The sequence below is a fragment of the Eisenbergiella porci genome, from assembly GCF_009696275.1.
Taxonomy (GTDB): domain Bacteria; phylum Bacillota; class Clostridia; order Lachnospirales; family Lachnospiraceae; genus Eisenbergiella; species Eisenbergiella porci.
The window spans coordinates 1-20,274 of sequence record NZ_VUMI01000051.1 but is presented as its reverse complement, the minus strand read 5'-3'; the positions used below and the strand labels follow the sequence as shown (position 1 = coordinate 20,274).

The following is a 20,274-nucleotide window of genomic DNA, read 5'->3' as shown; positions in this document are numbered from 1 at the left end:
TCCTTCTCCGTTTCGCCGAATATACGGCCAAGTATTTTTTTTCAAAAAGGAGCGGAATATTCCGCCCCTTCCCAGCTTTTTTCTTCAGCTCCTGTTTTAGCAGGTAGCTCCGCCCTTTAAATGCAGCTGAGCTCCGATTATTTCATCCTTTCTGGAAAGGATTTCATCTCCCAGCAGCTGGGCCTCTACTTCAGCAAAGCCGATTCTGTTTACCGTATCCGCAAAGCGTTCCCCGGTCTTTCCCTGCTCCCTGAAAAGCAGGATTGCCTTTTCCAATACGGACAAAACCTCTTCCTCACCTGTGAATACCTTCGACAATGCCTTGCCATGCGCAGTTTTCTTTCCCCAGCGCCCGCCGATATATACCTTATAACCATAGATACCATCGTCCACTGCCTTGAATGGACATTTTCCAACACAGCGTCCACAGTTGTTACATTTTTCTTTGTCTATAATCAGCTTGCCGTCCACAACTCTGGCCGCTTCCATAGGGCAAATATCCTCCACCTTGCATTTCCCGCATCCGCGGCAGATATCTACATTATAAGAGGGAATCCGCTGTCCTACAATACCAAAATCGTTCAAATCAGGTTTTACACAATTATTCGGGCATCCTCCGACAGCAATTTTAAATTTATGGGGCAGCTTTACCTCATGATAGCCATGGTAGAAACGTTCATGTATTTTCTCAGATAATGCATAGGAATCCAGCTGTCCGTACTGGCAGGTGGTACCCTTGCAGGATACTACCGGACGTACCTTTGAGCCTGTTCCGCCTGTTTCCAGGCCGCCCTCCGCCAGGAAATCCCGAAGCTCATCCAGCTTATCATAAGGCACTCCGACAATTTCCATGGTAAGTCTGGTAGTCATAACTACATCTCCGCTGCCGTACCTGGCTGCCGCATCTGCAATTCTTCGGTTTTCCTCTGCGGTAACTTTACCATTTCTGGTAATCACACGCACATTGAAATTATCAGTTCCTTTGTTATGCAGACACCCCAGGGCTTTCACGCGGGTGATTTCTTCCGGAGAAACCGTTACCCGTCCCGCCGCATTTCCTGTCCTGATTACATTAAAGAAGGATGAGCCTTCCAGCACCCTGGTATTGGTATAGCCATAGTGCTTCATCCTGTTCTGAAGCAGGTAGGCACGTTTGCCCTTTGCACATACAAGCAGAAGTTTTTCATCTTTTCCTAATCCGGGGATTTCTCCCCGAGGGTTGGCAAGCACCTGAGCATCAACAGCAGTCAGGTCCACATAGGTCACTCCGGGGATGGTGGGACCGGCGGGATTTACATCTATGATCCTGTAATCATCCGCCGCACCGGCCATATATTCGGCAGGGGTAAAGCTATCCATAACACCATTCATTTTGTTCAGCAGGATCTGTACCGCCGCCGTAAAGGGATGGATAGCTGTGGAGAACGGGGGTGCGTAGGCCAAATCCAGAGAGGTCATCTGCTCCAGCGTTCCTCCAAAGGTGATCGCCATGACAGCGATATCCGTCATCTTATCCACCGCTCCCGGCCCCAATACCTGAAGTCCCAGCAGTCTGCGGCTCTTCCTGTCCGCAATCAGCTTAACTGCAAAAAATGAGGAATCCGGATAATAGTGAGCCTTATCATCTGTCACTGACAGCACGGTCTCCACATCATAACCGGCCGCTTTAGCCGCTTCCTCCGTCAGGCCGGTACGTCCGCCGTTCAGTCCGGGAAGCTTGACTACGCCTGTTCCCAGAACCCCGGGATAGCTTACCTTTTCACCATTTAACGCAAGCGCCAGCGTACGTCCCTCCATATTGGCGGAGGAACCCATAGGAGACCACTGCCTTGCGCCGGTCAGCCGGTTTGTCACCATAGCGCAGTCCCCTGCCGCATATACATCCGGGACATTAGTGCGCATCTTTTCGTCTACCAGAATCGTTCCCTTGAACATTTCAATTCCGGTATCCTGCAAAAATCCGGTATTAGGCCGGATGCCAATGGAAAGTATCACCATATCGGCAGGCAGATGCCCTTTATCGGTCTGAACGCCTTCTGCTTTCAGCGTTCCGGTGATTCCTTCCAGTTTAGTGGAGGTAAGCACCCTGATTCCTTTTTTGGCAAGGTGGCGCACCGCATAATCCGCCATTTCAGGATCAAAACCCGGCATAATCTGGGGTGCCATATCCATTACCGTCACGCTTACTCCCTGCGCGAGAAGGTTTTCCGCAACCTCCAGACCGATAAATCCGCCGCCTACAACCACTGCCTTTTTTACCTGATTGGCCTTCAGATATTCTCTGGATTCAATTGCATCATCCGGTGTACGCATGGTAAATACTCCCGGAAGATTTACTCCTGTAAACGGAGGCACTATGGAAGAAGCGCCTGAAGCAATAACGCATGCATCATATGTATAAATTTCCTCGCCGCCTGTACGTAGATTCCGGACCGCCGCCTTCTTTTCTTTTACATCCAGTCTTGTTACTTCCCGCTCTGTCTGTACAAGCGCGCCTGTGAGTGCTGAAAATTTTGCCGGCGTATTAACAATAAGCTGATCCTTTCCTTCAATCAGCTCTCCGACATAATAAGGCAGACCACAGCCTGCATAAGAAATATCCTTTCCTTTGGTAACAATCGTAACTTTCGCATCCGGCATTACTCTTTTTGCCTTTGCCGCCACTTTGGTTCCGGCAGCAACTCCGCCGATAACTAGTAAATTCATGCTGATTTTCTCCCCGTTGTATCTTTTTTATGTATTCTCAGTTATGAGTTTATGCGGCGAATTATGCCATCGGTTTTCGGCCGCACTATTTTAATAATAAAGGATTGACTGGATAATGTAAAATAATATATTTATTGGTATTCATAATAATTTTTTATCAATAATCCTTGCTGTTGTTACTGTTCACTCCGTGACCAGTAACTGCATAAATCCATTAAAAATCGCCTGCGGCGATGGGATTTATGCACTCTTGAATCACTTTCTTACGTACTGTGCAGTAAATGCACAGTACTGAGTGAACAGCAGGTTACTGTTCACTCTTTCTGCATCTTATTTAAATTGGATGTTGAATAAGGCTGTCCGGAATAGTAAACTAACGTTAGGAGTTTTAAATTACAAAATTGTACGACAGGAGAAAAAGAAAATGAAATACGATTTTACTTCAATTATTGACAGGCAGGGGAAAGATTCTATCGCCGTAGACATTATTCCGTTCCCGGATGCCAAAGTACAGGAGGGCTTTTCCAAAATCCCCATGTGGGTGGCCGATATGAATTATGCCACAGTCCCCACCATCCAGGATGCAATTATTGAGCGTACAAAGCACCCTGCCTTCGGTTATTTTGATCCAAGAGAAGAATATTATGAAAGAATTATAGAATGGCAAAACAAAAGAAATGGCGTGGAAGGCCTTACAAAAGACGCTATTGGCTATGAAAACGGCGTCCTTGGCTGCGTTTGTGCAGCCGCACAGGCATTTACGGCTCCCGGTGAAGCAGTGCTGCTCCATGCGCCCACATATGTCGGCTTTACCGGCGCCCTGGAAAGCAACGGCCGCAAAATCATCCACAGTGACCTCGTCCGTGATGAAGAAGGCATCTGGCGTATGGATTATGAAGACATGGATAAAAAGCTGAAGCAGTATCATATCCACTTTGCCGTATTCTGCTCTCCCCATAATCCCTGCGGACGTGTCTGGACCCGCGAGGAAATCGAAAAGGCAATGGACGTTTATGCCAGAAATAACTGCGTTGTCGTATCTGATGAAATATGGTCTGATTTGACCCTGGAGGGATATCAGCACATTCCAACACAATCTGTATCCGAGGATGCAAGAAACAGAACCATTGCTGTATATGCTCCTTCCAAAACCTTCAACCTTGCCGGACTGATCGGTTCCTACCATATTATTTATAATCCATACCTGCGCGATCGGGTCAAAAAGCAATCGGAGCTGTCTCATTACAACAGCATGAATGTACTCTCCATGTACGCCCTCATCGGAGCCTACCAGCCGGAGGGCTATGAATGGGTGGACGAGCTGCGCCAGGTACTGACCAATAATGTGGATTATGCTTACCGTTATATATGTGAACACTTTAAAGGAGTCGAACTCGCCAGGCCGCAGGGAACCTATATGTTATATCTGGATTGTGAAAAATGGTGTGAAGAGCATCATAAATCCATGGATGAGCTTATCAGAGCGGGTATCAGCGTCGGCGTTATCTGGCAGGACGGGCGGCCCTTTCACAGGCCTTATGCAATCCGTATAAATCTTGCAGTTCCGCATTCTCTTGTTGTGGAAGCTATGGATCGGCTGGATAAGTATGTATTTAACAAAGGCTGAGTCCCTAAAAGGCACAGGCCGGCGCATCTCTGCTGCCGGCCTGTACTGACAATCCATTTATTCTTCAATCCAAATCACATTTACGGAATGCGCTTTCAAGGCAATCTCCATTCCCATTCTGAACGCTCCGGCCTCTGATTCTTCAATCCGTACCTCTTCGTGCCCCATATCATTGTAGGATTCCGTACTGTTTCCGCTGATGGTAAACAGCTTCACGTTTCCTTTGGCAGAATGAAAATTCAAAGATAACGTAAGCGATTCTTCCGGTTCCTTATTCACAGCCGCAGCCGGTCCGTGTAAGCCATTACCTGTTCATAGTTGGCATAATCGTTCGTCTGATGGATACCGTCCCAGTATTCATGAATAGAAATCCAGTCCAGAAATTCACCGCAGTTTTCAAGAAGCTCAATATTCCAGTGAATATCAGTCAAAGCCGCTGCCGTCAGTTCTGTAGTGGGATCTACATGCTTGATCATTTTTGCAGCTTCTTTTACAAGCCTTCCCCATTCGGAAGCTGTTTTCGCACCGATTTCCCAGAAACCGTAATTCTCGTTGCCGATACTCCAGTGCCGGCCTATTTCACGGTCGGGATTCAGAAATACCTTCATAAAATTCTCTCCTTCCTGCTGTGTGCGTCAGCCCGGCATCCGATTTTCCAGTGAGGACGAAATGTCTCTCCGCAACAGTTCCAGCGCCTTATCCAGGCCTTTATCCTGCAGCGCCCTGTAAATTCCCACATGCGGTTCTTCATCAAAGCAGTCATCCATACTCTGCTTTTTATTCCAGGAAAACTGGGCATAAATCCTTTTCTGGATACCAAGGCTTTCTTCAACAATTTTTCTGCGGAATTAAGCATATATGATGACCGCAGCTAACCCACAGGAGAAGAAGCAGCGGCAGAAGCCCTGGTTGGGAATGCCTGTAGCTTATATGCCGTACCAGCATAAAAATTGCCGGCTCTCCTGAAATGGAATGCCGGCAGCTGTAATAAGATATATTTTTGTAGTTGTGATAGAACCGAACAGCTACATAATACCAGTGTAATGGATTTCGATGGGAGAATTTCGATGAGCAATCTTCCATGAGCGATTATCCATGAACGATTTTCTGCTGGAATCACTGGCTGGATATTATGTGCCTCAAATGGCGCCGTCTGCTCCTGAGGTTGCATCAGTTTTCTCCAAACGCCTCCTGCTGATTTCCAGGTACTCCTCCCTCATCTCCAGCCCGATGAATTTTCTGCCCAGCCTTTTGGCTGCCACTCCTGTGGTTCCGGAGCCGCAGAAGGGATCCATAACAAGCATTCCTTCCGCCGTGGATGCGAGCACAATTCTTTCAAGCAGGTATTCAGGCTTCTGGGTGGGATGCTTTCCTTCTTTTTTTTCCGTGGATTTGGTCAGGCTCCCGGTCCAGACATCCTTCATCTGCTTGCCGCCGTTTACCTCCTTCATCAGCTCATAATTGAAAAGGTGATGGGATTTCCGATCCGCCTTCTGCGCCCAGAGAATGGTTTCCGTGGAATGAGTGAAGCAGCGGCAGGCCAGATTCGGCGGCGGATTGGTTTTCTGCCAGGTGATGTTGTTGATGATTTTATAACCCTCCTGCTCCAGGGCCATGCCGATGGAATAGATATTATGGAGCGTTCCTGAAATCCAGATGGTACCGTCCGGCTTCAGCACCTTTTTGCACAGGCGCAGCCACCTGCGGTTAAAGGCATGCTTGGAGCCGCAGTCCATTCCCTGATCCCATTCCCCCTTATTCACCGAAACCATTTTCCCGCCCTGACAGGTAACACCGTCGTTGCTTAAAAAATACGGGGGATCAGCAAAAATCATATCCACGCTTTCCGGTTCCATTTTCAGCAGCAGCCGGAAGCTGTCTCCCAGATAGAGCTGTTCATTTTCTGTTTCATAATATGGCTTTTGCCTGGTATGCAGTAATTTTTCCATGTACCTGTCCTAATAGTTTGTTATAATAATCTCTTCTCCCACACGTTTGCTTGCATCGGAGTTGATGTTGCGTTTCACCTGTACCACTTCCTTTGTAAATCCCTCGTACAATTCATTGATAAAAACCGTGTTGTGATTCGTCAGCATGCAGCTGCAGCCTCTTTCCGTAAGCTCACGGAACAGCCGGGCCAGCCTTTCATGGCTCTCCACGTCAAAACCTTCCTTGGTATAGGATTCAAAGGAGGATGGATTCAGCGGCGCATAGGGACTGTCAAAGAACACAAAATCCCCCTGCTCTGCATCCCTGCAGGACTCCTCAAAATCTCCCTGTAAAATCGTAACATTCTGCAGGTATTCTGAAACCTCCCGTATATTTTCCGGGCTGCAGGATTTCGCCTTGCTGTTATTGAAGGGGACGTTGAACAGTCCTTTTTCATTGACACGGTAAAGGCCGTTAAAGCAGTGTTTGTTTATATAGAGAAACAGGGCGGCAAGCTCCACATCATATTGACCCTTCATCATTTTTTCATTATATGCGGCCCTCTTTGCGTAATAAAAAACCTTCCGGTCCGTCTCCGCTTCCCCGTCCAGCTGTTCCACCGCATCAATTATGGCTTCAGGGCTTAGCTTAATCTGTCTGTATAAATTCACAAGAGAACCGTTGATATCGTTAATGACAGCACGTTCAGGGCAAAGAGCGAACAAAACCGCTCCTCCCCCTACAAAAGGTTCATAATAGGTATGATAATTTTCTGGCAGCCTTGCGCTGATCTGCGGCAGCAGCTGCCGTTTACCGCCCGCCCATTTGATGAACGGCGCGATGGGTGATATATTCATGCTGTATTCCTTCGCTTCTCCTGCGTACCTTCTGTTTTCCGGCGCGTTCCGGGCAGCTGCCGTTTGCGCGCCTTTTTATTATAGAAGAAAGCCGGAAAAATAACAACCCAAATCATAACGTTTGCTTCATCGTTTGCTTCCGCTCCCAAGTCATAGCATATGCTACATCGTTTGCTTGGATGTTTGCTTCCTGTAATGGTTCACTATAACGGTTCAGGCAATGGAACAGTTACCGCTTCTTCCATATGTTTATTCTGTGGTTTTTTTCCATATCGCTTCACAGCCTGCGCAGCCGTTCCATCCAGTAAAAATAGCTGCATGCCAGAATTAAATCAGCTCCTATCCAGGCACAGACCTCTCCATAAAAAACTCCCGACTGCCCGATCAGCGGCGGCAGCAGCAGGGCGCAGCCGGTACGCATCACCAGCTGGGCAATGCTGGATACCATAGGCAGCACCGAATTTCCCAGCCCCTGGATACAGGAACGGATTATATATAAAATGTAAAGTAGAGGGAAAAACAGGGCCAGCACCTGAAGAAAGTGATATCCGATTTCCATCGCCGCCTCTGCCGCCGCTCCGTCCCCGGTCAGGAAACAGCCAAGAACCGGCCTGCCGAAAAGGATCATAACTGCCGACATAATAAGCGCTGTCGCCGTCCCGATGATGCCGGCTGCCTTAAGCCCCCTGCCGATTCTGTCAAATCTGGCGGCTCCCAGATTCTGTCCCGCATAAGTGGACATGGCATATCCGTAGGAGGAGGCCGCAATCTCCAGCAGCCCGTACAGCTTATTGGCAGCCGTATAGCCTGCGATGAAAACAACACCAAAGCCATTGATAACTGACTGGACAATTAATCCGCCCAATGCCGTTATCATATTCTGAAGCCCCATGGGAAGTCCCAGTTTCAGCTGTTCCTTCAGCATAGTGCGGTCAGGCCGGCATGTTTCCTGCTTCAGGGAAAGCAGGCTTTGCTCTCCGGAGAGCAGACCGCTTCCCTGCAGCTTTATAAAGCAAAAGAGGGCCGCAAGGACCTGAGACAGCACCGTTGCAAAGGCTGCACCAGGGATTCCCAAATGAAATCCAAATACAAATAGGATGTCCAGCACTATATTGCAGAAGGAGGAAATGGTCATCGCCTGCAGTGGTGTTTTGCTGTTTCCCACCGCACGTAGTATGGCAGCGAGAAGATTATAGGCAAAGGCTACCGGCAGGCTTCCATAAAGAATCCTCAGGTAGTCAAGAGACAGTCCCATGATTTCCTCAGGTGTATGCAGCAGCACTAGAACAGGCCTGAGCATCAGCTGCCCCAGTACAGTAAACGCAGCCGCCATCCCCAATGACAGAAACATGGCACCTGACACCGCTTTTTTCATGCCCTCTTCATCATTTGCCCCAAAACGTTGGGCTATTACAACAGAAAAGCCCTGTACCACTCCCTGTACAAGCCCGAACATAAGGAAGATCAGCCATTCCGAAGCTCCCAGTGCGACAAGGGCGCCGACTCCCAGCGCCTGTCCCACCACCATGGTGTCTACAAAGGTATAAAACTGTTGAAATACGTTTCCCAGCATCAAAGGAAGGGCGAACTGAAGTATCAGCCGGGCCGGCGGGCCGGAAGTCATATCTCTGGTCTGCATTGTTTTTCTCCATGTGATTCTGATTACTCTTTGACAGTCTATCATATCCAGGGGGATTGCCCAGAAAAAAATACGGCAGCGTCAGGTACACGCCGCCGTATTCAGTCCTTCGGATCCGTTATTTGTAGAACTCAAACCACTCTACAGTAATTCCCGGCATCTTGGTAGGTGTCAGGCACAGATCATAATATCCTTTTTCCAGGCTTACGTCTCCCATTTCCCGGACAATAGAAACACCGTTCGTGCCGTTGAGCTGAGGCGTCATGAAACGGACGCCGTTCAGGCTGGCATTGCAGGCAGACTGTGCACGGAAATCCGGATTATCCGTCTTCATCTGTATCCGTACGTGATATACGCCGGATTCTTCCACGGCAAACAGGACATGCTCGTTCATGGGGGTGGCAAGCCTGCAGGAATCCTTCAGAAGCGCGGCTTTTCCGGAAGCTTCGTCATTTTCTGTACATGCCGGAATCAGTTCGGGTTCTTCCTCAGGAAGCAGGGCTCTTTCCATGACGGGAGTCTTCATCAGGAAGCGGCAGATATTTGCCGCGCAGCGCTGAAGCTCACCCAGCGTCAATTCGCCTTTTCTCAGGGCTTTCAGGGTGTTGTCACCCATGGGATTATTTTCCGCAGCCAGATTGTCCACAACCATGTACAGATCGTTCTGGGAACGCACCATGGCAGCCGTATTTTCCCTGCTTTCCGCTCCTCCGAGGATGCAGTCGTTCATCGTTGACCACCAGTCGGTCATTACAATCCCCTCAAAGCCCCATTCTTTACGGAGGATTGTGGTGTTCAGATCGTAATTGGAGGCGCTCCAGTGACCGTTAACCGGATTGTATGAGGTCATCACAGAATTGGCTCCGCCTTCCCTGACAGCAATTTCAAAGGCCTTCAGATAAATTTCACGCAGCGCTCTTTCTGAAACCACAGCATTTACCTTGCTCCGTTCCTTTTCCTGGCTGTTGCAGGCGTAGTGCTTCATGGTGGCGTTGGAACCGCCGCGCATAATGCCGCGGATATTGGCTGCCGCCATTTTTCCCGTAAGAAGGGGATCCTCTGAAAAATACTCAAAGTTCCGGCCGTTGAGCGGATTGCGGTGAATATTGATGCCAGGCCCCAGGAGGGTGTCGATCTCGTTGCGCAGAAGCTCTTTCCCTTCCATTACATAGAGTTCTTCCACCAGCTTTGTGTCAAAGGTACAGGCAAGCAGTGTTCCGATAGGCACCTGAGTTGCCTGCGCGCCCACATCCATACGGATACCGGAGGGTCCGTCCGCAGCGGCGGCAATCGGGATTCCATAGGTTTCACGCAGAGAATTGCTCAGGCCGCCGAAGCAGGAGGCCACGCCGGGCGTTACCCTGGGGCTGCACATTCCTTCCCCGCGTACCAGTGTTGCCAGCTCCTCGGGTGTCAGCTGGGCAATGAAGGCTTCCATGGACTCCGCTTTATCCAGTACGTCCTTAAGCTGAATTCCCCGGCTGCCGGTTCTGGTAAGCGTGGGAGGCATATTGGCACGGATGCGTTCTGCCAGGGAAACGGTTGCCGTAGGTACTTTTTGTCCTGTTTTTTCATAGATGCCGCCCTGACATGCTCCCGGTTTCAGGCGGATAAATTCTTTTTCAGGAGCGCAGGCCTCTTCCAGGCGTTGTGTTACCGTAAGTCCGGTAACCTCATAGCCTTCCGCGCCGTCTACCATAACCGGCGCCACGTCGCGGACGCTGGTGCCGACATAAATCCGGTAGCAGCCTTCTTCCAGCACATAGCAGGCTTTGTTTCCGGTATAACCGCCGTCATCATAGGCCGCCATGGACGCGATGGGGAATGTAAGAAGCAGCTCCTCCTCTTCTCCCGGAGCCAGCAGTCCCGTCTTGGCAAATGCCGCCAGTTCCCTGGCGGGACGTCCCAGCTTTCCCTGGGGAGCGCTGAAGTAAACCTGTACCACTTCCCGGCCGGAATAACGGCTGCCCGTATTTTTTACATTGGCTTTCACGGTCATATTTCCGTTTTTTACATGCGCTTCCTGCAGCATCACGGAAAAATCGGTATAAGAAAGCCCGAAGCCGAAAGGATAGCGGACACGGTCCGGCGCAAAGGTTTCAAAATAGCGGTAGCCTACGTAAATATCTTCCTGGTAAATGTTTTCAAGCTCTCCGCCGTGATTGGCTGTGGAAGGGTAATCCGCCAGGCTGTAACAAATGGTATCCGCCAGCTTTCCGCTGGGGGTAACTCTGCCGGAAATCACATCGGCGGCTGCATTCCCGCCCTCCTGTCCGCCGTGCCATACATAAAGAATGGCTGTGACCGGATTTTCACAGGCTTCCTCCAGAAAACTCATGTCAATGACACAGGTTACGTTGAGAATGACGGCGGTCTTTTTAAAATGTCTGGTCACCATGGCGAGCAGTTCTTTTTCCGCGGCGTCCAGGCGGTAGCCGCCTTCCGTATCCTCATAGTCCTTGCCTTCGCCAGCTGTCCTGCCCAGGACTACCAGCGCTTTGTCGGATTTTCCGGCAGCTTTTTTTACAAGCTCCTCTGTTACCGGCATTTCCTTCTGACTCCAGGGCTCCGCTGTCCAGCCTCCGCCTCCGTCATCAAAAGGATTTTCCTGGATCCATTGTTCATAAATGCCCGCCAGTTCCTCATTTATCTTCAAATTGTCACACTGGCGCAGGCTGTCCAGCAGGTTCGTGGCATAGGGTACATTTACCGCGCCTCCTGATCCTGTGCCGCTCCGGTAATAGTCCTTCTGGATTCTGCCGAAAACGGATACGTATTCACCATCGGTAACCGGCAGTGTATGGTCCTCATTTTTCAGCAGGACCGCTCCCTGGGCCGCCGCCTCGCGGCAAAGCTGTGCAAATCCCTCAAGGGGAACGCCAATTAATATCTTACTCATGAAGTTTCTACCTACTTTCTTTTGTCGTTGGTACTTTTAGTATATCATATCCTGCTTTCGGTTGAATACCTTAAAATCTTTACGTGTTATGTGTATCTTTTTGACATGGGAGGGGAGGGATAAATCCGGTACAGCTTCTTTCTTCTGCGGCGGGGCCTGGCTTTATTGCTGCGTAAAGGAAGGGCTGACAGGTAGGTCAAATCCCCCGCGGCATGCCGGCATAGTGTCGGGGGATTGACGCGGGGGATTGAGGATTTACATTATACTGTTTTGTTTGGTTATGCCTCGGGCTGCATGGATTCGATGATTCCGTCTGCGAGGGTATCGAGTTCTACAGCTTTATCGGGGTGGAGGGTGGAAGCAAGGGACAGTCTTTCATTGATGACTGTCATATTTTTCATTTCCTCTTCGATGAATTTCTGCATCAGGTCTCCGGATTTGCAGGCCCAGGATCCGTTTTCGATGAGGGCGAAGGTACGCTTCTGGAGGTTGAGGGCTTTCATATCGGAAAGGAAATTATGCATTACAGGATAAATTCCCAGGTTGTAGGTTACGCTTGCCAGCACGATGTGGCTTAAGCGGAAGGCCTCGGAAATGAGCTGGGATACGTGGGTGTTGGAAACATCGTAAACAACTACATTTGTCATGCCTTTTTCACAGAGTTTCGCTGCCAGCGCCTGTGCGGCGGCTTCTGTATTGCCGTACATGGAAGCGTAGGCGATCATTACGCCTTTTTCTTCCGGCTCGTAGCGGCTCCAGCGGTCATATTTTTCGATAAAATATGCTACATTGGAACGCCATACGGGACCGTGAAGGGGGCAGATCATTTTGATATCCAGCCCGGAAGCCTTCTTGAGGAGGGCCTGGACGGGAGCTCCGTATTTGCCTACAATATTGGTGTAGTAGCGTCTTGCGTCGTCGATCCAGTCTCTTTCAAAGTCCACTTCATCATTGAACAGCTTGCCGTCCAGGGCGCCGAAGGAGCCGAAAGCATCTGCGGAGAAGAGGACTCCGGTTGTCACATCGAAGGTGACCATGGCTTCGGGCCAATGCACCATGGGGGCATTGACAAAGGTTACCGTATGTCTGCCAAAGCTCTGGGTATCGCCCTCGTTTACTTCAATCTGATCATAATTATCAATGTCAAAGCCGAACTGACGCATCAGCATGAAGGCCTTGGGGGTGCTGATAATTTTTACTTTGGGGTAGCGGAGCAGGATTTCTTCGATGGATGCGCCGTGATCCGGTTCCATATGGTTGATTACCAGGTAATCCAGCTCTTTTCCCTGAAGCAGATAGTCCATGTTTTCCAGCAGCTGTCTGCAGGCGGACCAGTCTACGGTATCGAACAGCACCGTTTTTTCATCCAAAAGCAGATAAGCATTATAGGAAACGCCTCTGGGAATGGGATGAATATTTTCAAAAAGGGTAAGTCTGTGGTCATTGGCGCCCACCCAGTATAGATCTTCCGTTACATTTCTGACACAATACATTTTCTATTTCCTCCTTCTGGCCGTAGCCTACATAAACATATCCTTACTTTCCGCACATTCCGGACAAACCCAGTCAGCGGGCAGCTTTTCTAATAGTGTGCCCGGAGCGATGTCCGAGTCCGGATCTCCTGCCGCAGGATCGTATTCATAGCCGCAGCCGCCGCACACATAGGTTTTTCCAATTGCCGCCGGTTTGGGAGGCAGCGGCCGTTTCATTTTAACCATGGGCGGTGCCGGCTTCTTGGCTTCTCCATTATTAAGCGCTTCCGAAAGAAGCGGCAAAATCTCATTGACATCCCCGATGATTCCGTAATCGCAGTTCTTGAAAATGGGCGCGTTGGCATTCTTGTTAATCGCCACAATGGTGGAGGCGTCCCGGATGCCTTTCAGGTGCTGTACGGCTCCCGAAATGCCGCAGGCAATATAGAGGTTGCCTGTGAATTTCTGGCCGGACATGCCCACATAGCGGTTCAGGGGCACGTATTTCAGGGTTTCAGCTACCGGCCTGGAGGAGCCGATGGCCGCGCCTGCCTGTTTTGCCAGTTCTTCGATAAGCTTCATATTTTCCCTGGAACCGATGCCTTTTCCGGCGGAAACCACTCTTTCTGCCAGCGGTATCGGGGTGTCCGCGGGAATTCCCACGCTGAAATCATAACCGTCTTTTACAAGGGCCGCAACAAGGGCTGCAACTCTTTCCTGGGCGCTGCCTTCCTTTAAAATCATTTTTTTGCGGTAACCGGTAACCGGGGCCGGTTTCTTCATGATTTTCGCAGGGCCGCCCGCTTCCCGGGGCATCTTTCCGATCAGATGGGAGGCGATGACAACGCGCTGGATTTCATTGGTTCCTTCATATATGGTAGTGATTTTCGCATCCCTGTAGGCGCGCTCCACTTCCATTCCCTTCAGATAGCCGCTTCCTCCGAAAATCTGCAGGGCGTCATTGGTCACCTCCAGGGATATATCGGAAGCATACTGCTTCGCCATTGCCGCTTCCATGCCATAGGATTCGTGGTGTTCCTTCAGTTCCGCCGCGCTGTAGATAAGGAAACGGGCGCAGCGCAGCTTGGTTGCCATATCCGCCAGCTTAAAGGATACGATCTGCTGCTGGCAGATGGGCTTTCCGAACTGTACGCGTTCTTTGGAATATTCCAGCGCATGTTCAAATGCACCCTGTGCAATCCCCAGCGCCTGGGAAGCGATTCCGATGCGTCCGCCGTCCAGCGTGGCCATGGCGATTTTGAAGCCCTGTCCTTCCTTTCCAAGAAGGTTTTCCCTTGGAACCTTTACATCGTTGAATATCAATTCTGCAGTGGATGAGGACCGAATACCCATTTTATCATAATGTTCTCCGAATTCAAAGCCTTCCCAGCCTTTTTCTACGATAAATGCAGAAATTCCTCTGGTTCCGATATCCGGAGTGGTCACGGCGAATACTACGTACGTGTCTGCTTTCGGCGCATTTGTTATGAATATCTTTCCACCATTCAGCAGGTAATAATCACCCTTCAGTATGGCAGTTGTCTCGGTTCCGCCCGCATCAGAGCCTGCGTTGGGTTCGGTGAGGCCGAATGCGCCTATTTTTTCCCCCTTTGCCAGAGGCGTCAGATACTTCCGCTTCTGTTCCTCCGTGCCGAAGGCGAAAATCGGCCAGGAACCAAGGGATACATGTGCGGAAAGAATGACTCCTGTCCCGCCGTCCACTCTGGACAGTTCCTCCACCGCGATTGCATAACTGAGCACATCCAGCCCGGCGCCGCCGTATTCCTTGGGATATGGAATCCCCATCAGTCCCATTTCCCCCAGCTTCTTTACCGCTTCCGTTGGAAATTCATTATTCTGATCCATCAGAAACGCTATTGGTTTTACTTCGCTTTCCGCGAACTCCCTCATTTTTTGTCTGAACGCTTCATGCTCCTGTGTTGTTTGATAAAGCATACTTAGTTCCCCCTTTATATGTTTGGGTGGCAAGGAACTGTCTGTATAAATGTAATTCTGTACAGTTCCCAAGTGCCTGTCAGGTCACAGTGTCTTTATATATTTACTGCCAAAGGTACGGCAGATATGTTTCCGATTGCCGTGCTTTTCCCCATTTTTACAGCGGCAATACTTGACTTTTTTTATCCACTTTTATATTCAAAAAAAAATTATTCCTTTTCCCCAAATAATATCCAGTAAAGACTCCGGGATCGGAATTCCCGGTCAATTGCCTGCTGTACCCTGGCAAGCTGTGCGTGGACGTTGCAGGGCGTCCCGTTTTTGTCACGCCATTCGCACTGGTAATCCGCATTCATGCAGGCCGCAAGGCGGGCATTCGTCTCCACTGCGCCGACCAGATCGTACAGGCTGACCTCATGCAGGTCCGCTTCCAGCTGGCAGCCGCCGTTTACGCCCCGGATAATACGGATAATTCCTGCTTTTTCCAGCTTTTTTATAATTTTGTAGGTAAATTTCAGCGGCAGCATCTCCTTTTCCGCCAGCTCCCCTACTGTCAGGCAGGAGCCCTGGGCAAGTGAACGGAGGATGCGGAGCGCGTAATCCGTTTCCCGTGTGATTAACAAGCAGTCGGCCTCCTTTTTATTCTATAGTTTAACTATAGTAAAGTGGAGTAATTTTGTCAAGATTAGATTTGCGGGAATCCATAGATTTTTTAAGTGGTATCAGGTAAAATGAGGAAATAAGAAAAAACAGAGTTTCATAGCCTTCAGAAGGAAGGCTGGGGTACGCCAGGAACTCCTGGCAACAGGGAAGGAATACCATGAAGGATTACGTCCGACAGAACAAATCGGCCTGGGAATTCAACGCCTATAATTTCTGGGTGGAGCACGACGGCACGCCTGAGGAGCGCGCCCGAAGGGATCTGGAAGATCCTGTAGGTATGTTGAAGAAATATGCGGTGTATTTTGATTCCTATGAAGGAATCAGGGTTGCCAATATCTGCGGCTCCTGCGGTAAAAAGGCCATTCCGCTGGCGATTCTCGGAGCGGAGGTAACCATATTCGACATCTCGGAGAGAAACATGCGGTATGCCCTGGAAACGGCGGAGGCGGCCGGCGTGTCCGTAGATTTTGTCCTGGGGGATGTGCTGGAAGCCGATATGAAAAAATACAGAGGCTTTTTTGATGTGGTGTTCATGGAGGGCGGCATCCTTCATTATTTTCATGATATCGGGAAATTTATGGAGGTCATGTATTCCTTTCTCCGTCCAGGCGGCCGCTTAATCGCAAGCGATTTCCACAATCCTCGCAGTCAGGGATTCTAATGTCCAAAATGCTGCCGGCGAATGACACGGATAAATGGGATAAGGAGGTTTTGTATGCGCACTGAAAAGGAAATGCTGGATATGATTCTTGAAACTGCCGACACAGATGCGCGGATCCGCGCTGTAACCATGGAAGGCTCCCGGGCAAATCCCAATGCTGTCCATGATGAATATTCTGACTTTGATATCACCTTTTTTGTTACTGATGTGCGGGAGTTTACCCGGGATAAGGAATGGATTCACCGACTGGGTGATATCCTGATTGTTCAGTGTCCCACGGACTGGTATTCCCATCCTTATGATTATAGCAGCCGTGATCCCTTCGCTTTTCTTATACAGTTTGCTGACGGGAACCGGATTGACCTTACCCTGCGGGATGTGGGCCTGATTTCAGGGGAGGCTGAAAATAAGGAACCGCGGATCGTCCTGTTGAATAAGGACCATTTTCCTTCCCTGCTGACGATTGGGTCGGAAGAAGCCTTTTTTTTCAGCCGCCCGGAGAAATGGAGTTTTACAATACCTGCAACGAATTCCGCTGGCTGTGTCTGTATGTGGCCAAGGGAGTGTGCCGGAAGGAGCTGTACTACTCCAAGCATGCCTACGATGTGCTGGCTATGCCCATGTTTCTTAAGATGCTGAACTGGAAGGTGGGGATAGACCATAATTTTCAGGTCAGCACCGGCAGTTCCTGCAAATATCTGAAGCGTTTTCTGTCAGAGGAAGAAATGATGCGGTTCCAGGACATCTTTCCCGGCGGGGATTATGGGGATATCAGCAGGTGCCTTTTTCTTATGTATGATTATTTTGATGAACCGGCAGAATTTGTGGCGGAGTATTTTGGCTTTGTCCATGATGTGCGGGAAACATGCAGAGTAAGACACTTTCTTGAAGAAAGGCTATGTGGGGCGTGACCGGTTCCATAGAGGAAAATAAGAGCCCGGGAAGTTCCGCCAAACCAATGATTCATGCAGTGCCGCAGGCAAGCCTGCGATATAGGGGGTATAAAAATGTATCGTGTAAATGGTTCAAATCCTTTACTGGACACCTAGCTTACGGAAAAGGACAGGTACTGCTTTAAAGCCGCGTTGAAATTTCGTCCATCCTCCGGGAACGTTTTTCCGCCTGCGGCCGGATTGCCGTAAATGCGCATGAGCCATATACGGAAGAGCTGCTGCGAAGCTTTGCAAACAGCGAGCACGCCGAATACCGGATAAATAAACGGCTGAATGTTTATGCCTGTCCCAGCGTCCATCAAGCGCAAAAACGCGGAAGAATGCTGCCGGCTGCGCCCTGTTATCAGGAAGAAATCGCACAGCTTATCACTGTTATGATGCGGGATGCGGATCTGCAGGAGCCCGATCGGGAGGAAGCCCGACAGTATGCGGAGGGAAAGTCTGTGTCGGGCAGCCTGTTTTTGTGGGAGAATGAAGAGGGGAAAATTGTTTCCATGACAGATATTACTCATAGGACGGAGCGGTATGCCAGGCTCAACGCCGTTGTTACAGCAAGGGAGCACCGGGGACAGGGATATGCTGAAATGCTGGTATCCTCAGTGACACAGCTGCTGCTGCAGGACGGCCTGACTCCCATGCTTTATGCCGATGCCGGGTATCCGCCGTCCAATGCAGTCTACAGGAAAATCGGATATGTGAAGCAGGGGGAAATTACGGAACAGGAGATTTTCAGGAAAGGATAAGGCCGCGATTATTTCTCTTCAGTGTAGTATTTCCTGCTTTATATCCTATTCCGCCGTATCCCATCCGCCGCCTTACTTATAGAATTCCTTCACAGCCTCTCCGATATACTCCGCCGCCCCTTCCCCATACCGGGCGTCCATTGTCTTCTTCATGGACTCGTCGTTAAGATACAGCTCCGCCATATCCAGCATCAGTTTTTTTACATCCGGCATCTGATACAGCTGTTTGGAGACAAAATCCAGTTCCCCAATCAGCGATTTTATTTCAAAGGATGCGGTATCCGTCCCTTTTTTATCAGCTATTTTATGGTAAATGCCGTCTATTCTGTTCTGGTAAGCCTGCACCACCTCGGCGCCGTTTGGATTTTTTACCGCATTTATCGCGACATCCTTATTTCCATACCATTCCACTACTTTTTTGAAATTCTCCTGTACCGAAGGGTCGGATGCATTTTCCACAAAATGCTTCTGAAAATTCTCCAGATTTCCATACTCGCCGGTAATGCCCGCAAGCTCCTCTTCCTTTAAATTTTCAACGATTGCACGGCACATTTCCTCTATTTCAGCTTTGTCAAACATTGCAAAATCCATCTCATTTTCTCCTTTCAGGATATCATCGATGCTGCTTATTAACCGGTTCAGCCGATCCTTTTTCAGCTGCAGCATTTTCTTCTGGCTTCTCAGAATCGTATCTCTGTCAAGGGCAGGATTTTCCATAACCGCTTTGATTTCCAGAAGCGGCATATCAAATTCCCGGAAAAACAGTATCTGCTGCAAACGTTCCAGGGCTTTATCGTCATAAAGCCGGTATCCCGCGGCACTGCATGACGTGGGCTTCAGCAGTCCGATTTCGTCGTAATAGTGCAGCGTGCGTACGCTGATACTGGTCAGTTTGGATACATCCTTTACTGTTCTCATCTGGGAACCTCCTGTTCTTGATAAAATCACTTTAAACCCTGCCGGTCCGTGAGGGTCAATACCTTAAGTGAGAAAAGAGAAAATTTTTAATACTTTTACAATCCTGGTATCTGGACTTGTTATGGCTTTATTCTGGTTTTGTTCTGTCTATATTTTTAAATTTATTATGAATATATTCTGTTTTTTACCGTGATGTACGGCTGAGATTATATTTGAGAATGTCCGCGGTCAGCCAGTCAATGGCATCCTGCCAGCCGGAAAAACTCCGCTTTCCTTTTCTTCTCATCAGTTGTGAAAAATAGGTGCTTACCACGGCTGCCTAGCCATGGCTTCCCTTTTCCGTCATTCTCGCCCTGACCGGATAGGCGGCCAGTATCCCAGCGTATGTTTCGGACTGGAAAATAGCAGTTCTGCTGGACAGGAGTGAGATTTCGCAGGTGTTTCCCTCTCTTAAGCAGAAAAAATTCTCCAGGGCTTTTCCTACAAGCTCAGGAGAACGGTATACACCAAAGGAATAGGCTGTAACTTCCCTGCTTTCCGAATTCAACAGGACACATAGATATATCTCGCCGTCCTCCGATGTTTTATAGGTGCCGATGCCAACACAATATGCATTTTTCGGGCAATATGCTTTTTCAGAAATAGGCAAAGCTTTCTTTTCGGTGCAACAGGGGCTTTCCGCATACGTATCCGCGTATTGAGAATGGAAAGAATCCTGCTTTTTTATAGCGCCCCTCCGGTCCCCAGGGAATTTTTCCGGTATTCCTTCCGGAAGCAGCCGGATAAGCCCATCTGCAGCCGGATGCAACTCCTCATCCTGTTTCCACAGATAAATGTCTTCAGGAAGTATTTTATATTCCTCCAGATACAGGAGCGGATTGAGGGACAGCAGCCGCATCTGTCTGTCCCATTCCTCCGTATCCTTATATGTGAAAGCCAGTTCCTGCAATGTATATCTGAAATCCATAGATTCTCCTTCTGATTTTTGTAAATGGTACTTTTATAAAAAAGACTTTATCAGCATGGAGAAATGCCTGTCCACAGTCTCTTCCAGGGATTCATTCGAACAGTGTTAATACTGTTCGGAATTTCCAAACATCTTAGGCATTCTTGTTCCAATACATCTTGAACCAAATCGCACATGCTGTGCAATAGCCTTTCTTATCTTTTCTCTGCACCGTTGCCACGGTGCTCTTTTTCTTTTACAATAGCCTTATCCTTATGAAAGGAAAAACCCTACGGATGAGTGCT

The 20,274-nt window shown here is 49.2% G+C and carries 16 protein-coding genes and 1 pseudogene; 4 read left to right on the top strand and 13 right to left on the bottom strand.

Annotated features, from left to right (window positions below; all coding sequences use genetic code 11):
* Positions 1 to 96: 96 nt before the first annotated feature.
* Entirely contained in the window at positions 97 to 2,706 is a 2,610-nt protein-coding gene (locus tag FYJ45_RS22720) for an FAD-dependent oxidoreductase (protein ID WP_154467353.1), read from the bottom strand.
* A 424-nt stretch (positions 2,707 to 3,130) separates the two neighbouring features.
* On the opposite strand from FYJ45_RS22720, the gene FYJ45_RS22715 reads away from it, so the two are divergent.
* On the top strand, positions 3,131 to 4,333 hold the full coding sequence (locus tag FYJ45_RS22715) for a MalY/PatB family protein (RefSeq protein ID WP_154467352.1): 1,203 nt from the start codon (positions 3,131 to 3,133) through the stop codon (positions 4,331 to 4,333).
* Between the two features lie 57 nt (positions 4,334 to 4,390).
* On the opposite strand, the gene FYJ45_RS22710 is transcribed toward FYJ45_RS22715, so the two are convergent.
* The 10 genes from FYJ45_RS22710 to FYJ45_RS22665 all read right to left on the bottom strand — a co-directional run bounded on the left by FYJ45_RS22710 (position 4,391) and on the right by FYJ45_RS22665 (position 15,708).
* Positions 4,391 to 4,612: a hypothetical protein gene (locus FYJ45_RS22710; protein ID WP_154467351.1), complete on the bottom strand. Its 222-nt coding sequence runs from the start codon at positions 4,610 to 4,612 to the stop codon at positions 4,391 to 4,393.
* Positions 4,609 to 4,941 carry a hypothetical protein gene (locus tag FYJ45_RS22705; protein ID WP_235930965.1) on the bottom strand — a complete coding sequence of 111 codons (333 nt, stop codon included), beginning with the start codon at positions 4,939 to 4,941 and terminating at the stop codon, positions 4,609 to 4,611. Before FYJ45_RS22705 ends, FYJ45_RS22710 begins: the two co-directional genes overlap by 4 nt.
* A 27-nt stretch (positions 4,942 to 4,968) precedes the next feature.
* Complete coding sequence (locus tag FYJ45_RS31515) at positions 4,969 to 5,100, bottom strand: hypothetical protein (protein WP_268890967.1); 132 nt, start codon at positions 5,098 to 5,100, stop codon at positions 4,969 to 4,971.
* A gap of 372 nt (positions 5,101 to 5,472) precedes the next feature.
* Positions 5,473 to 6,282, bottom strand: coding sequence for a DNA-methyltransferase (locus tag FYJ45_RS22695; protein WP_154467350.1), 810 nt, complete (start codon positions 6,280 to 6,282; stop codon positions 5,473 to 5,475).
* 9 nt (positions 6,283 to 6,291) lie between these two features.
* Positions 6,292 to 7,119: a DNA adenine methylase gene (locus tag FYJ45_RS22690; RefSeq protein ID WP_154467349.1), complete on the bottom strand. Its 828-nt coding sequence runs from the start codon at positions 7,117 to 7,119 to the stop codon at positions 6,292 to 6,294.
* Positions 7,120 to 7,396: 277 nt separating this feature from the next.
* Complete coding sequence (locus FYJ45_RS22685) at positions 7,397 to 8,758, bottom strand: MATE family efflux transporter (protein ID WP_154467348.1); 1,362 nt, start codon at positions 8,756 to 8,758, stop codon at positions 7,397 to 7,399.
* A gap of 118 nt (positions 8,759 to 8,876) precedes the next feature.
* Positions 8,877 to 11,657: a glycoside hydrolase family 3 protein gene (locus tag FYJ45_RS22680; RefSeq protein WP_154467347.1), complete on the bottom strand. Its 2,781-nt coding sequence runs from the start codon at positions 11,655 to 11,657 to the stop codon at positions 8,877 to 8,879.
* A gap of 278 nt (positions 11,658 to 11,935) precedes the next feature.
* The gene (locus tag FYJ45_RS22675) at positions 11,936 to 13,150 is read right to left on the bottom strand and encodes an FprA family A-type flavoprotein (RefSeq protein ID WP_154467346.1); all 1,215 of its coding nucleotides are present in this window, start codon (positions 13,148 to 13,150) and stop codon (positions 11,936 to 11,938) included.
* 27 nt (positions 13,151 to 13,177) lie between these two features.
* Positions 13,178 to 15,085: an acyl-CoA dehydrogenase family protein gene (locus tag FYJ45_RS22670; protein ID WP_154467345.1), complete on the bottom strand. Its 1,908-nt coding sequence runs from the start codon at positions 15,083 to 15,085 to the stop codon at positions 13,178 to 13,180.
* A 209-nt stretch (positions 15,086 to 15,294) separates the two neighbouring features.
* On the bottom strand, positions 15,295 to 15,708 hold the full coding sequence (locus FYJ45_RS22665) for an RrF2 family transcriptional regulator (protein ID WP_154467344.1): 414 nt from the start codon (positions 15,706 to 15,708) through the stop codon (positions 15,295 to 15,297).
* 197 nt (positions 15,709 to 15,905) lie between these two features.
* On the opposite strand from FYJ45_RS22665, the gene FYJ45_RS22660 reads away from it, so the two are divergent.
* From FYJ45_RS22660 to FYJ45_RS22650, 3 genes and pseudogenes are all read left to right on the top strand, one after another.
* On the top strand, positions 15,906 to 16,409 hold the full coding sequence (locus tag FYJ45_RS22660) for a class I SAM-dependent methyltransferase (RefSeq protein WP_154467343.1): 504 nt from the start codon (positions 15,906 to 15,908) through the stop codon (positions 16,407 to 16,409).
* Positions 16,410 to 16,430: 21 nt separating this feature from the next.
* Positions 16,431 to 17,320: pseudogene (locus tag FYJ45_RS33290) on the top strand (aminoglycoside 6-adenylyltransferase).
* Between the two features lie 362 nt (positions 17,321 to 17,682).
* Complete coding sequence (locus tag FYJ45_RS22650; RefSeq protein WP_154467342.1) at positions 17,683 to 18,105, top strand: GNAT family N-acetyltransferase; 423 nt, start codon at positions 17,683 to 17,685, stop codon at positions 18,103 to 18,105.
* A gap of 72 nt (positions 18,106 to 18,177) precedes the next feature.
* Here FYJ45_RS22650 and FYJ45_RS22645 read toward each other — a convergent pair whose 3' ends face one another.
* Together FYJ45_RS22645 and FYJ45_RS22640 are read right to left on the bottom strand one after the other, a co-directional pair.
* Positions 18,178 to 19,023 carry a MerR family transcriptional regulator gene (locus FYJ45_RS22645; RefSeq protein WP_154467341.1) on the bottom strand — a complete coding sequence of 282 codons (846 nt, stop codon included), beginning with the start codon at positions 19,021 to 19,023 and terminating at the stop codon, positions 18,178 to 18,180.
* 319 nt (positions 19,024 to 19,342) lie between these two features.
* A complete protein-coding gene (locus tag FYJ45_RS22640) occupies positions 19,343 to 19,990 on the bottom strand; it encodes a hypothetical protein (protein WP_154467340.1) in 648 nt (215 codons plus the stop codon).
* Between the last annotated feature and the right edge of the window lie 284 nt (positions 19,991 to 20,274).

Bases quoted from the DNA above. Each gene is read 5' to 3' on its own strand.
- FYJ45_RS22715 (WP_154467352.1), top strand. From the start codon at position 3,131: ATGAAATACGATTTTACTTCAATTATTGACAGGCAGGGGAAAGATTCT.
- FYJ45_RS22685 (WP_154467348.1), bottom strand. From the start codon at position 8,758: ATGCAGACCAGAGATATGACTTCCGGCCCGCCGGCCCGGCTGATACTT.
- FYJ45_RS22720 (WP_154467353.1), bottom strand. From the start codon at position 2,706: ATGAATTTACTAGTTATCGGCGGAGTTGCTGCCGGAACCAAAGTGGCG.
- FYJ45_RS22670 (WP_154467345.1), bottom strand. From the start codon at position 15,085: ATGCTTTATCAAACAACACAGGAGCATGAAGCGTTCAGACAAAAAATG.
- FYJ45_RS22645 (WP_154467341.1), bottom strand. From the start codon at position 19,023: ATGAGAACAGTAAAGGATGTATCCAAACTGACCAGTATCAGCGTACGC.
- FYJ45_RS22705 (WP_235930965.1), bottom strand. From the start codon at position 4,941: ATGAAGGTATTTCTGAATCCCGACCGTGAAATAGGCCGGCACTGGAGT.
- FYJ45_RS22640 (WP_154467340.1), bottom strand. From the start codon at position 19,990: ATGGATTTCAGATATACATTGCAGGAACTGGCTTTCACATATAAGGAT.
- FYJ45_RS22695 (WP_154467350.1), bottom strand. From the start codon at position 6,282: ATGGAAAAATTACTGCATACCAGGCAAAAGCCATATTATGAAACAGAA.
- FYJ45_RS22650 (WP_154467342.1), top strand. From the start codon at position 17,683: ATGCTGCCGGCTGCGCCCTGTTATCAGGAAGAAATCGCACAGCTTATC.
- FYJ45_RS22680 (WP_154467347.1), bottom strand. From the start codon at position 11,657: ATGAGTAAGATATTAATTGGCGTTCCCCTTGAGGGATTTGCACAGCTT.
- FYJ45_RS22660 (WP_154467343.1), top strand. From the start codon at position 15,906: ATGAAGGATTACGTCCGACAGAACAAATCGGCCTGGGAATTCAACGCC.
- FYJ45_RS22675 (WP_154467346.1), bottom strand. From the start codon at position 13,150: ATGTATTGTGTCAGAAATGTAACGGAAGATCTATACTGGGTGGGCGCC.
- FYJ45_RS31515 (WP_268890967.1), bottom strand. From the start codon at position 5,100: ATGGATGACTGCTTTGATGAAGAACCGCATGTGGGAATTTACAGGGCG.
- FYJ45_RS22690 (WP_154467349.1), bottom strand. From the start codon at position 7,119: ATGAATATATCACCCATCGCGCCGTTCATCAAATGGGCGGGCGGTAAA.